General features: G+C 52.5%; 6 protein-coding genes, 2 tRNA genes and 3 rRNA genes. 4 read left to right on the forward strand and 7 right to left on the reverse strand.

The window, feature by feature from the left end:
- Positions 1 to 48 precede the first annotated feature (48 nt).
- From rrf to tyrS, 6 genes are all read right to left on the reverse strand, one after another.
- Positions 49 to 164, reverse strand: a 5S ribosomal RNA gene (gene rrf / locus AB8516_RS11245).
- A 111-nt stretch (positions 165 to 275) separates the two neighbouring features.
- A 23S ribosomal RNA gene (locus AB8516_RS11250) occupies positions 276 to 3,161 on the reverse strand.
- A gap of 222 nt (positions 3,162 to 3,383) precedes the next feature.
- Positions 3,384 to 3,459, reverse strand: a tRNA-Ala gene (locus tag AB8516_RS11255).
- 28 nt (positions 3,460 to 3,487) lie between these two features.
- Positions 3,488 to 3,564 (reverse strand) — tRNA-Ile (locus AB8516_RS11260).
- Positions 3,565 to 3,672: 108 nt separating this feature from the next.
- Positions 3,673 to 5,214: ribosomal RNA gene (locus AB8516_RS11265) — 16S ribosomal RNA — on the reverse strand.
- The 16S, 23S and 5S rRNA genes sit together here with 2 tRNA genes alongside, the layout of an rRNA operon.
- A 559-nt stretch (positions 5,215 to 5,773) precedes the next feature.
- Complete coding sequence (tyrS, locus tag AB8516_RS11270; protein WP_369160641.1) at positions 5,774 to 6,973, reverse strand: tyrosine--tRNA ligase; 1,200 nt, start codon at positions 6,971 to 6,973, stop codon at positions 5,774 to 5,776.
- Positions 6,974 to 7,138: 165 nt separating this feature from the next.
- Between tyrS and AB8516_RS11275 the strand changes: the two genes are divergently transcribed.
- The 3 genes from AB8516_RS11275 to AB8516_RS11285 all read left to right on the forward strand — a co-directional run bounded on the left by AB8516_RS11275 (position 7,139) and on the right by AB8516_RS11285 (position 10,558).
- Positions 7,139 to 8,599 (forward strand): peptidoglycan DD-metalloendopeptidase family protein, encoded by a 1,461-nt coding sequence (locus AB8516_RS11275; RefSeq protein ID WP_369160643.1) that lies wholly within the window; start codon positions 7,139 to 7,141, stop codon positions 8,597 to 8,599.
- Entirely contained in the window at positions 8,589 to 9,701 is a 1,113-nt protein-coding gene (locus AB8516_RS11280; protein WP_369160645.1) for an anhydro-N-acetylmuramic acid kinase, read from the forward strand. The genes AB8516_RS11275 and AB8516_RS11280 overlap by 11 nt, the downstream gene beginning before the upstream one ends.
- 221 nt (positions 9,702 to 9,922) lie before the next feature.
- Positions 9,923 to 10,558: a succinate dehydrogenase gene (locus AB8516_RS11285; protein WP_369160647.1), complete on the forward strand. Its 636-nt coding sequence runs from the start codon at positions 9,923 to 9,925 to the stop codon at positions 10,556 to 10,558.
- Between the two features lie 135 nt (positions 10,559 to 10,693).
- On the opposite strand, the gene tnpA is transcribed toward AB8516_RS11285, so the two are convergent.
- Positions 10,694 to 11,122 (reverse strand): IS200/IS605 family transposase, encoded by a 429-nt coding sequence (tnpA, locus tag AB8516_RS11290; RefSeq protein ID WP_369157546.1) that lies wholly within the window; start codon positions 11,120 to 11,122, stop codon positions 10,694 to 10,696.
- A gap of 123 nt (positions 11,123 to 11,245) precedes the next feature.
- On the opposite strand from tnpA, the gene sdhA reads away from it, so the two are divergent.
- Positions 11,246 to 13,087: a succinate dehydrogenase (quinone) flavoprotein subunit gene (sdhA, locus tag AB8516_RS11295; protein WP_369163268.1), complete on the forward strand. Its 1,842-nt coding sequence runs from the start codon at positions 11,246 to 11,248 to the stop codon at positions 13,085 to 13,087.
- Position 13,088 lies beyond the last annotated feature (1 nt).

Raw genomic sequence — 13,088 nt, forward strand, 5'->3', positions numbered from 1 at the left:
GACAAAAAAAAACCCCGGACCTTCAAGGTCCGGGGTTTTGCTGTAAAAACCTGGCAGTGTCCTACTTTTACATGGGGAGACCCCACACTATCATCGGCGCTATGTCGTTTCACTTCCGAGTTCGAGATGGGATCGGGTGGTACCAACACGCTATGTCTACCAGGTAAACTGTCGGAGTCGCTCCCTAGGAACGACTCAGCATTCGGTTAGATCGCAAGGCTATATCTATGGGTGTTGCGTTTGCTTGAACTCAGCCCAAAATGTTTGGGTGTTATATGGTCAAGCCTCACGGGCAATTAGTACTGGTTAGCTTCACACATTGCTGTGCTTCCACACCCAGCCTATCAACGTTGTAGTCTTCAACGGCCCTACAGGGACCTTAAAGGTCCAGTGAGATCTCATCTTGGGAGGGGCTTCCCGCTTAGATGCTTTCAGCGGTTATCCTGTCCGTATTTAGCTACCCGGCAGTGCCACTGGCGTGACAACCGGAACACCAGAGATACGTCCACTCCGGTCCTCTCGTACTAGGAGCAGCTTCCCTCAAATCTCAAACGCCCACGGCAGATAGGGACCGAACTGTCTCACGACGTTCTAAACCCAGCTCGCGTACCACTTTAAATGGCGAACAGCCATACCCTTGGGACCGACTTCAGCCCCAGGATGTGATGAGCCGACATCGAGGTGCCAAACACCGCCGTCGATATGAACTCTTGGGCGGTATCAGCCTGTTATCCCCGGAGTACCTTTTATCCGTTGAGCGATGGCCCTTCCATACAGAACCACCGGATCACTAAGACCTACTTTCGTACCTGCTCGACTTGTCTGTCTCGCAGTCAAGCACCCTTATGCCTTTGCACTCGTTGCGCGATGTCCGACCGCGCTGAGGGTACCTTCGTGCTCCTCCGTTACTCTTTGGGAGGAGACCGCCCCAGTCAAACTACCCACCATACACTGTCCCTAACCCGGATAACGGGTCGAGGTTAGAACTCCAAATATATCAGGGTGGTATTTCAAGGTTGGCTCCACGAAGACTGGCGTCTCCGCTTCAAAGCCTCCCACCTATCCTACACAAACATATTCAAAGTCCAGTGCAAAGCTGTAGTAAAGGTTCACGGGGTCTTTCCGTCTAGCCGCGGGTACACTGCATCTTAACAGCGATTTCAATTTCACTGAGTCTCTGGTGGAGACAGCGTGGCCATCGTTACGCCATTCGTGCAGGTCGGAACTTACCCGACAAGGAATTTCGCTACCTTAGGACCGTTATAGTTACGGCCGCCGTTTACCGGGGCTTCGATCAAGAGCTTCGTCCGAAGACTAACCCCATCAATTAACCTTCCGGCACCGGGCAGGCGTCACACCCTATACTTCCTCTTTCGAGTTTGCAGAGTGCTATGTTTTTAATAAACAGTCGCAGCCACCTGGTCACTGCAACCCTCTTCTGCTCCGAGAGCAAGTCTCTTCACATACCAAGGGCGTACCTTCTCCCGAAGTTACGGTACTATTTTGCCTAGTTCCTTCACCAGAGTTCTCTCAAGCGCCTTGGGATTCTCACCCTACCCACCTGTGTCGGTTTAGAGTACGGTTACTTATTACCTGAAGCTTAGAGGTTTTTCCTGGAAGCATGGCATCAATCACTTCGTCTCACATGGAGACTCGTCATCACGTCTCAGAATTGCCGGTCCGGATTTACCTAAACCGACTCCCTACACGCTTAAACCGGGTAAACCAACACCCGGATGACCTAGCCTACTCCGTCACCCCATCGCAGTAATAAATAGTTCCGGAATATTAACCGGATTCCCATCGACTACGCATTTCTGCCTCGCCTTAGGGGCCGACTAACCCTGCGCCGATTAGCGTTGCGCAGGAAACCTTGGGTTTTCGGCGAGGGGGCCTCTCACCCCCTTTATCGTTACTCATGTCAGCATTCGCACTTCTGATACCTCCAGCATGCCTTACAGCACACCTTCGCAGGCTTACAGAACGCTCCTCTACCATGCGTGCAAGCACGCATCCGCAGCTTCGGTACATGGCTTAAGCCCCGTTAAATCTTCCGCGCAGGCCGACTCGACTAGTGAGCTATTACGCTTTCTTTAAAGGATGGCTGCTTCTAAGCCAACCTCCTAGCTGTCTGTGCCTTCCCACATCGTTTCCCACTGAGCCATGATTTTGGGACCTTAGCTGGCGGTCTGGGTTGTTTCCCTTTCCACGACGGACGTTAGCACCCGCCGTGTGTCTCCCGCGATTACACTTCCACGTATTCGGAGTTTGCATCGGTTTGGTAAGCCGGGATGGCCCCCTAGCCGAAACAGTGCTCTACCCCATGGAGTGAGACGCGAGGCGCTACCTAAATAGCTTTCGAGGAGAACCAGCTATCTCCGGGCTTGATTAGCCTTTCACTCCTATCCACAGCTCATCCCCCCATTTTTCAACATAGGTGGGTTCGGGCCTCCAGCGCGTGTTACCGCACCTTCACCCTGGCCATGGATAGATCGCCCGGTTTCGGGTCTACTCCCAACGACTGAACGCCCTATTAAGACTCGGTTTCCCTACGCCTCCCCTATACGGTTAAGCTTGCCACTGAGAAGTAAGTCGCTGACCCATTATACAAAAGGTACGCAGTCACCCCCGAAGGGGCTCCCACTGCTTGTACGCATACGGTTTCAGGTTCTATTTCACTCCCCTCTACGGGGTTCTTTTCGCCTTTCCCTCACGGTACTAGTTCACTATCGGTCGGTAGAGAGTATTTAGCCTTGGAGGATGGTCCCCCCATCTTCAGTCAGAATATCACGTGTTCCGACCTACTTAATACGTCAATCATTCATTTCGTGTACGGGGCTATCACCCTGTATCGCTGGACTTTCCAGACCATTCCACTATGAATTTCTTGCTCGGCTAGTCCCCGTTCGCTCGCCGCTACTGAGGGAATCTCAATTGATTTCTTTTCCACCGGGTACTTAGATGTTTCAGTTCCCCGGGTTTGCCTCTCACACCTATGAATTCAGTGTGAGATACCTGTCTTACGACAGGTGGGTTTTCCCATTCGGAGATCTCCGGATCAAAGCCTGTTTGCTGGCTCCCCGAAGCTTATCGCAAGCTACAACGTCCTTCATCGCCTTCTACCGCCTAGGCATCCACCATATGCGCTTAATCACTTGACCATATAACCCCAAAAATTCTGGAGTCAGGTCGCTCGTACAAATGCAACATACCCAAGTAACTAAGTTTGAGAACTTAGATACTAAATTTTAGATATTGGATGTCTCACGACATCCGCCTATCTGCGATCTAACCTAATTTTTAAAGAGCAGTACTTCGGTAATACGAAGTGGCTAGCGTTGTCGCTAGACACTTGGTACTAACGGTCGAACCGTTCAGCTGTTTGGTGGAGCCAGGGAGGATCGAACTCCCGACCTCCTGCGTGCAAGGCAGGCGCTCTCCCAGCTGAGCTATGGCCCCTGAAGAGTCAAATGGTTCTGAATAAATGTGGTGGGTCTGGGAGGATTTGAACCTCCGACCTCACCCTTATCAGGGGTGCGCTCTAACCAACTGAGCTACAGACCCAAGTCTCTCAGCGCAGTACAGCTGCTTAGCTGTTTAACAGGTCTGTATCTGCTTCAACATCGGTTAGGTAACTTGTGTGGATGCTCCGAAGATCCGGGCAACTTTTTTAAAGGAGGTGATCCAGCCGCAGGTTCCCCTACGGCTACCTTGTTACGACTTCACCCCAGTCATGAATCACAAAGTGGTGAGCGCCCCCCCGAAGGTTAAGCTACCCACTTCTTTTGCAACCCACTCCCATGGTGTGACGGGCGGTGTGTACAAGGCCCGGGAACGTATTCACCGCGACATGCTGATTCGCGATTACTAGCGATTCCGACTTCATGCAGTCGAGTTGCAGACTGCAATCCGGACTACGACCGGTTTTCTGAGATTAGCTCCCCCTCACGGGTTGGCGGCCCTCTGTACCGGCCATTGTAGCACGTGTGTAGCCCAGCCCATAAGGGCCATGATGACTTGACGTCATCCCCACCTTCCTCCGGTTTGTCACCGGCAGTCTCCCTAGAGTTCCCACCCGAAGTGCTGGCAACTAGGGACAAGGGTTGCGCTCGTTACGGGACTTAACCCAACATCTCACGACACGAGCTGACGACAGCCATGCAGCACCTGTCACTGGATTCCCGAAGGCACCAAACTATCTCTAGTAAGTTTCCAGGATGTCAAGGGCTGGTAAGGTTCTTCGCGTTGCATCGAATTAAACCACATGCTCCACCGCTTGTGCGGGCCCCCGTCAATTCCTTTGAGTTTTAACCTTGCGGCCGTACTCCCCAGGCGGTCAACTTATCGCGTTAGCTGCGCCACTAAACCCTTATAATGAGTCCAACGGCTAGTTGACATCGTTTACAGCGTGGACTACCAGGGTATCTAATCCTGTTTGCTACCCACGCTTTCGCACCTCAGTGTCAGTATTGGTCCAGGAAGCCGCCTTCGCCACTGATGTTCCTCCGGATATCTACGCATTTCACCGCTACACCCGGAATTCCGCTTCCCTCTACCATACTCTAGTGAGGCAGTTTCAAATGCAATTCCCAGGTTGAGCCCAGGGCTTTCACATCTGACTTACCAAACCACCTACGCGCGCTTTACGCCCAGTAATTCCGATTAACGCTTGCACCCTCCGTATTACCGCGGCTGCTGGCACGGAGTTAGCCGGTGCTTCTTCTAAAGGTAACGTCAAGACTCGAGGTTATTAACCTCAAGCTTTTCTTCCCAATTGAAAGTGCTTTACAACCCGCAGGCCTTCTTCACACACGCGGTATTGCTGGATCAGGGTTGCCCCCATTGTCCAATATTCCCCACTGCTGCCTCCCGTAGGAGTCTGGGCCGTGTCTCAGTCCCAGTGTGGCTGATCGTCCTCTCAGACCAGCTATGGATCGTCGCCTTGGTAGGCCATTACCCTACCAACAAGCTAATCCAACGCAGGCTCATCTAATAGCGCGAGGTCCGAAGATCCCCCGCTTTCCCCCGTAGGGCGTATGCGGTATTAGCTCGAGTTTCCCCGAGTTGTCCCCCACTACTAGGCAGATACCTACGCGTTACTCACCCGTCCGCCACTCGTCAGCCGAGAGCAAGCTCTCGCTGTTACCGTTCGACTTGCATGTGTTAAGCATACCGCCAGCGTTCAATCTGAGCCAGGATCAAACTCTTCAGTTTAAGTTTGATAGCTGCTTATGGCAGCCAATCCTTTTGACTCGAGATTCTCGGATAGAATTACTATCTTTGAATGCTCTCTGTCGATCTTTGGTTACCCAAGATCAACGGAGCACCCACACAAATTACCTAACCTGATTGTTAAAGAGCATCCCGGAATTTTCTTCCGAGAAAGACCGCCTATTTTAAAGGACCCTGTACTTGTGTCAAGAAAATTCTCAATTTTCTTCAAGCCGCCGGGGCCTCCCGGTCCGTTCGAGAGCGCGTATTCTACAGCCCGCTTAGTCATTGTCAACAACTAAATCCAAGCACTAGAACCGCGACCCTCATGGCTTCCGAATCGGCTTCTTCAAGCCCCTCGAAAGAGTGGCGCATTATACGGAGTTCACCCCCTCCGTCAACAACTTTCAGAAGGTTTTTCAGGAGATCTGTAATTACCTTGCAGGACCATCTCAATATCGAGCCGGGTAATGCTGATTTCCTCGGTCAATTCAAGGGTAACAAGCCCTCCGAAATGGATTGCAGCGGAGGGCAAGGGGAAAGATTCGGGATCCGTCAACGACTAATGCAAGCTGATGCGGGCAAATCTGCGCTTGCCCACCTGATACACATGGGATGACCCTGCCGCAACAGTTAGGGTGTGATCTGTCACTCTCTCTCCGTCAATGCGCACCGCACCCTGCTTTATCATACGCATAGCCTCAGAGGTGCTCTTCACCAATTCGGCGTCTTTCAGGAGATTGGCGATCGGATAACCGCCATTGGATGCTGTAAAGTCGAACTCGGCCATCTCATCGGGCATCTGACCTTTTTGAAAACGGGCAACGAAGGCCTCGTGGGCCTTAACCGCCTGCTCCCTGGAGTGAAAGCGTTCCACCAACTCTTCGGCAAGCCGAATTTTCACATCCCTTGGATTGGCTCCCTGCTCAATCTCTCTTTTCCACTCTAAGATCTCCGACATCGGCCGAAAGCTCAACAACTCGAAATAGCGCCACATCAGTTCATCTGAGATCGACATGACCTTACCGAACATCTCCTCGGGCGCATCAGTGATGCCTATATAGTTGTTGAGGGATTTTGACATCTTCTGCACCCCATCCAACCCCTCAAGGATTGGCAGGGTGATCACTACCTGCGGCTCCTGCTGATAGGCCTCCTGCAGTTGACGCCCCACCAGGAGGTTGAACTTCTGATCCGTGCCTCCCAGTTCCACATCGGCCTTCAACACCACGGAATCGTAGCCCTGGATCAACGGGTAGAGGAATTCATGCACTGCGATGGCCTGGCCGCTGGTATAGCGCTTATTGAAATCATCCCGCTCCAACATCCGCGCCACCGTGTGCTTTGCCGCCAGCTGGATCAGATCCACTGCCGACATCTCTCCCATCCAGGAAGAGTTGAACAGGACCGTGGTCTTGGTGGGATCAAGTATTTTGAAGATCTGATGCTCATAGGTCTTTGCATTCTCCACCACCTCTTCCCGTGTGAGGGGTGGCCGGGTAGCACTTTTCCCTGTGGGATCACCGATCATGCCGGTGAAGTCACCGATCAGAAAGATCACCTCGTGCCCCAATTCCTGGAATTGTCGAAGTTTATTGATAAGGACAGTGTGCCCGAGGTGGAGGTCCGGGGCCGTGGGATCAAACCCTGCCTTAATCTTCAGTGGTTTGCCCCGCTGCAGCTTTTTAATCAACAAATCTTCAGGCAGAGCCTCTTCCGTACCTCGTTTAATAAGTTCCAGGGAACCAGTGACATCGGTCATTTACTAAATCTCTAAAATTAAGATAATGGTTGCACACTCTACTAGAAGCATCTGATAAAATTAACCATTGTATAGTGTTATGCGCTACTATCCATTATGTGATCAGGCGCTGTATTCTATCGTCAAGAGGCCGATACAGAGTATATATTGCCGTATTATTCAATCATGCAAGACTTTAAATCCTACACATTGGAGAGAAAACCGGCGCGCGGCCTACTCGGCCGAGGCCTATTGTTTGCTGCGGTTATACTCCTTCTCCTTGCCGCAGGAACCCTCTACTTCAGCCAGTCATCCCACCAAACCACCGTGGATGACAATCCTCCCTCCTCTGAACAGATTGATAAAACAGACCAGAAAAGGATTCTACCACTACAACTACCCGGCCAATCCAGCAGAAAGCCCGCCACTCCCGATTCACCTGACCAGTCAATCAGCTTCATCAGGCAGGCGGTGGCCGTCGAGGCCGAGCCGGTTATCGAGACTGACATCCCGGCTGTAGCAGTGGTACAGGAGACAGCGCCTGAGTCCCATACACTGACTTACGAGATTCAGAATGGCGACTCCCTGGCCAGCATATTTAAAAAGCATGATCTCAGCGCCAATCTGCTGCACCGCATTGTCCACTCCAGTGACACCGCAAAAAAACTGACCGATATTCGCCCCGGAGAGATCCTGCACGTGGAGCTGGATGGGGAACAGAATTTTCTCGGTCTGCGTCTCGAACAGAGCAAGATCGACAGTCTTCAGATAACCGCCATCGAAGATGGGTTTAAAGCAGCCGAACTGAGCAGAGAGGTGGAGGTAAGGACCAATCACATCAGCGGCACCATCGAGAACTCTTTTTACGTCGCGGCGAAGGAGGCTGGTCTCTCAGAAAAGCTGATCATGCAGATGGCGGGTATCTTTGGTTGGGATATTGACTTCGCCCTGGAGATCCGCAGCGGCGATCGGTTCACGGTCATCTTTGAGGAAGACTATCTTGACGGGGAGAAACTCCGCGACGGTCCCATTCTGGCCGCGGAATTCGTCAATCGGGGACGCTCCTACCGAGCCCTGCTGTATACAGACGATACAGGTCGATCTGATTACTACAGTCCCGATGGCCGCAGTATGCGCAAGGCCTTTCTTCGGGCTCCTGTCGATTTCAGGCGTATTTCATCGCGCTTTACCCGGGAACGATACCACCCTGTACTGGGTAAAAAGCGCCCCCATCGGGGGGTCGACTATGCGGCGAAAACCGGCACACCGGTGAAAGCCGCCGGTGATGGAAAGATTATTCACCGAGGTAAAAAAGGCGGCTACGGAAAGACCGTCATCATAAAGCATGGACAGACATACACTACCCTGTACGCCCATCTTTCCCGCTACAACAAGAAGGCCAGGAAAGGAAGCAAGGTCAAGCAGGGGCAGACCATCGGATATGTCGGCAGTACCGGGCTCGCAACAGGCCCGCACCTCCACTATGAATTCCGCCTCAATGGCGTGCACAGGAATCCTTTAACGGTGAAGCTCCCTGCAGCCAAGCCTATCGCAAAAAAATATCGTGAAGATTTTCAACTGAAGATACAACCCCTGCTGAGCCAACTTGAGTTGATCGATCGCACCCTTGTTGCAAATGCCCAATGAATCAGTGTTTGTGGGACTCATCTCAGGCACCAGTCTGGATGGCGTGGACGCTGTGGTTGTCGACCTCTCCAGCAATCAACCCCGCCTGATAGCGAGTCACGTCGAGCCTTATCCCACTCAATTCAGAACCTCACTGCGGGCCCTTTGCCAACCTGGCAGCAATGAAATCGACCGCATGGGGGAACTCGACAAACAGGTTGCCGTCACCTTCGCAACCGCTTGTCGTGCCGTATTGGCAGACACCGGCATAACACCACAACAGGTAACAGCCATTGGGAGCCACGGCCAGACCATTCGTCATCGTCCCGACGCAGAAAATCCTTTTACCCTGCAGATTGGGGATCCCAATACTATTGCGGAACTGACAGGCATCACCACGGTTGCTGATTTCCGCCGTCGTGACATGGCGGCGGGTGGTCAAGGCGCACCACTTGTACCTGTCCTCCATCAGGCGTTGTTTCAAAAACCCGGAATAAAGCGGATCGTCCTGAATCTGGGCGGAATCGCCAACATCACCTGCCTGCCCGACAATAATGCAAAACCGGTTACCGGATACGATACCGGACCGGCGAATACCCTGCTCGATAGCTGGATAGAAAATCACCGGACCGTCACGCTGGACCACCAAGGCGCATGGGCAAAAAGCGGCCATATCAACGATAGCCTACTGAATGAATTGCTGTCCGATCCCTATTTTCAACAGCCTCCACCAAAAAGCACCGGCAGAGAATATTTCACCCTTGATTGGTTGCTGGAGAAACTCACCTGTCACCAGCTCTCAGCCGTGGATGTACAGGCAACCTTGGTTGAACTCAGCGCTGCTACTATTGCCCAGGCAATTCTTGATGAGGGCTATAATAAATCTGAGGTTTTGGTGTGCGGTGGAGGAGCTCACAATCTCTATCTGCTGGAACGTTTAGGCAATCGACTGCCCAGTGCCGAGATACAGCCAACATCTGCCTACGGCGTGGATCCGGACTGGATCGAAGCCATCACATTCGCCTGGTTGGCTAAACGCACCCTCAGTGGACTCAATGGTAACCTGGCTTCCGTCACAGGTGCTGAACGGAATGTGATTTTAGGTGGCATTTATCCCGTCTGAGGGGCCGATCGGCATCCATCCCTGTCGTTTAAGACGAGACCAGTCAGCCACATTTCCAATGACCGAAGTTGTAGCTAGGGCCTGTCGACAGCCTTTCCGGCGTGAGCGTGGATAGCCGCTCCAATTGGAATCGGCAAAAAAGATGAATAAATGCTCTACGTCAGAGAATTAGAAGTTATTAATTCTATAATGTATATAAACGCGATAGCCTTTTGAACTCCATGCGTACAGCTTCCATCGACAATCGAAACTTTTTACTGCGCCGATTGCATTCACTATTCGGTCTCCTGCCCGTTGGTGGTTTCCTGATCTTCCATCTGTGGGAAAACTCACAATCCCGTTTTGGTCAGATTCATTACAACGAACAGGTCGTGGGCTGGCTGCAAAGTCTCAATTATCTGACATTGATGGAGATCTTCGTGATTGCCTTGCCGCTGCTATTTCATGCAGGATACGGTTTGGTCATTATCCACGGAGCTGAGAGCAACTGGTATCGCTATCCCTGGCTGCACAACCGTTTTTACTGGCTGCAGAGGATTTCCGGTATCGGCATCCTGCTGTTCCTTGTATTGCATGTGGGTTGGACCAGGATTTGGGGCATATGGCAACCCGAAATCAAAGCCGATCTCTTCAGTCATATGCAGCTGCTGCTTGGTAATCCCATCACCTTTCTACTCTACCTGACAGGTCTCCTGTTGGCAGTCTTCCACTTGTGTAACGGTTTATGGACTATGGCAATCAGTTGGGGACTCACCACAAGTGTCAATGCCCAACGTTACTGGTTCTATTTCTGTATGCTGCTTGCCCTGACACTGAGCACCATGGGCGTGCACGGTATGCTGGGATTCATCGCATGAAAAGACCGCGTAAAGTCATCGTTGTCGGTGGTGGAGTAAGTATCCCCCGGCAAAGCCGGGGGCTTTAGTTGTGAACCGCTCGAAGCGGTCTGTAAAACGGAGCCTATTGGCTCCTTGAGCCCCTCAAAGGGGCTGTTACATCAACTGTAATTGATCAATCCTGCGGTCTTCCGCTTCCTGGTGCCGTATATACTCCCGAATCACCTGCTCATCCCTGCCTACCGTCGAAGTAAAATATCCCCTGGCCCAGAAATGATGGCCAACATAGTTCCTTTTACGACCCAGGTAGGTACGGGCTATGTGGATCGCACTTTTCCCTTTGATAAACCCAACTACCTGCGATACCGCATATTTTGGTGGTATCGATATCATCATATGTACATGATCAGCCATGACATGCCCTTCCTCTATCAAACTCTCTTTCTGCCTTGCCAACCGATGGAATACCTCTCCAAGCTCCTGCCTGATCTGCCCAAAAAGCGTCTTCCTCCGGTACTTCGGGATAAACACAATATGGTACTTACACTCCCATCTCGTGTGGCTTAAACTTTCTACTTGTCTCATGGTTTCTCCTTAGCGTGTTGCTTGGCGGCTCACGCTTTGGGGTTACTATGAGACTCCTGTTTCTGTCAAACTGTTGATGCCTCCCCAGCAGAGCTGGGGGGTCTCCATTTTTGTCTAGGCGGCCTGTGGTCGGCATTGCGGGTGGCGGAAGCCGGATTTCAGGTAGAGATCTTCTCCCTTTTCGAGGTCAAGCGTTCACACTCGGTATGTGCCCAGGGCGGCATCAACGCCTGCTTCGACAGCAAAGGCGAACGCGACAGCGTCTGGCAACATATCGTCGACACGCTGAAGGGAGGCGCATACCTGGCCAATCAACCGCCGGTAAAGTCGATGTGTGAACAGGCACCCGGCATCATCCGCACTTTCGAACGCATGGGTGTTACCTTCTCCCGCACGGCAGAGGGATTGCTGGACCTCCGTCTTTTCGGCGGTGTCAAGAACCGGCGTACCGTATTTGCCGGTGCCAGTACGGGACAGCAGCTCTTGTACGGTGTCGATCAAGAGATCCGCCGCCAGGAGTCCCTGGGACGTGTGCAGAAATATGAGTGGTGGGAGTTCCTCTCCCTGGTAAAGGATGGACGGGGCACCTGCAAAGGAATCGTCGCAATGAACCTGCGCACCATGGATGTCAAACATTTTCGTGCGGATGCAGTGATACTGGCAACCGGGGGTATGGGACAGGTATTTGGTCATCGCTCCACCAACTCTACCAACTCCACTGGCGCAGCCGCATGTCGCGCATACCAGCAGGGCGCCTGGCTGGCCAATACGGAATTCTTTCAATTCCACCCGACCGCCATGCTCGGTGACGACAAGACACGCTTGATGAGCGAAGCGGCTCGTGGCGAGGGTGGGCGTATCTGGGTACCAAAAAATCCTCAGGAGAACCGGCGTGCCGGCGATGTCCCCGAACAGGAGCGATTCTATTTTCTCGAAGAGTGGTACCCGAGCTATGGAAATACGGTACCACGGGACGTAGCATGCCGTGCGATCTGGAAGGTTGTGCATGAGATGGGGCTGGGTGTTTCCGGAGAAAACAAAGTCTTTCTCGATCTGACACATTTGAATCCCGGATTCATAGAACATCGCCTGCATGCGATCCTTGATATCTACCGCAAATTTCACGGTACTGATCCCGTACATGAGCCCATGGAGATCTATCCTTCGGCCCATTACGCCATGGGCGGCCTCTGGGTTGATTTCGAGAAAGATCAATCCGATGGCGGATTAAAACCGGGAAGTCCACGCAATCACGCAACCAACATCCCGGGGCTCTACGCCTGTGGCGAGTGTGATTACGGTTACCACGGGGCCAACCGGTTAGGCGCCAACTCGCTTCTCTCAGCCTCATTCAGTGGCCGGGTCGCCGGCGAAGCGGTTGCAAACTACCTGAAGGGTCTGGAGGATGAACTGCTGAGTGTACCCGAACGGTTCTACCTGGATGAGGTCAAGCGACAGCAGTCGATTAACCTGAATCTGACATCAAGCGACGGCACTGAGAATCCCTACACATTACATCGTGAGCTTGGCGAAATCATGTCGGGACAGGTAGGTGTCGTGCGGGATAACGCAGTTCTCAACACTGCCATTGATTCACTGCAGGAACTTGAGCAACGCAGCCACTCTGTCAAGCTGGATGCGAGTAATGAATGGAGCGATCAGGGTTTGATATATGTCCGTCAGCTGCAGGAGATGATACGACTCGGCGCTGTCATTGCCGGTAGCGCCCTGGCCCGGGATGAGTGTCGAGGCGCTCACTTTAAACCGGCTTTTGAACTGCCGACACCGAAGGATGCCTACCCGGGCGATCCAGCCTATGAAGCCTATCGCGAGAGCTGGAAAAAGCAGAATCAGGCGTGGTTGAAGACAACTGTCGCTGAATATTCGACAGACGGTCCCAGAATCAGCTTTCGCGAGATAGACCTTTCGGTCCTGCCACCGGAAGAGCCACGGGACTATCGCTGAG

This window comes from Candidatus Thiodiazotropha sp. LNASS1, from assembly GCF_964212655.1.
Classification (GTDB): Bacteria; Pseudomonadota; Gammaproteobacteria; order Chromatiales; family Chromatiaceae; genus Thiodiazotropha.

What these genes read in the sequence shown, in the direction of transcription:
- tyrS (WP_369160641.1), bottom strand. Translation starts at nt 6,973, where the DNA reads ATGACCGATGTCACTGGTTCCCTGGAACTTATTAAACGAGGTACGGAA.
- AB8516_RS11275 (WP_369160643.1), top strand. Translation starts at nt 7,139, where the DNA reads ATGCAAGACTTTAAATCCTACACATTGGAGAGAAAACCGGCGCGCGGC.
- AB8516_RS11280 (WP_369160645.1), top strand. Translation starts at nt 8,589, where the DNA reads ATGCCCAATGAATCAGTGTTTGTGGGACTCATCTCAGGCACCAGTCTG.
- AB8516_RS11285 (WP_369160647.1), top strand. Translation starts at nt 9,923, where the DNA reads ATGCGTACAGCTTCCATCGACAATCGAAACTTTTTACTGCGCCGATTG.
- tnpA (WP_369157546.1), bottom strand. Translation starts at nt 11,122, where the DNA reads ATGAGACAAGTAGAAAGTTTAAGCCACACGAGATGGGAGTGTAAGTAC.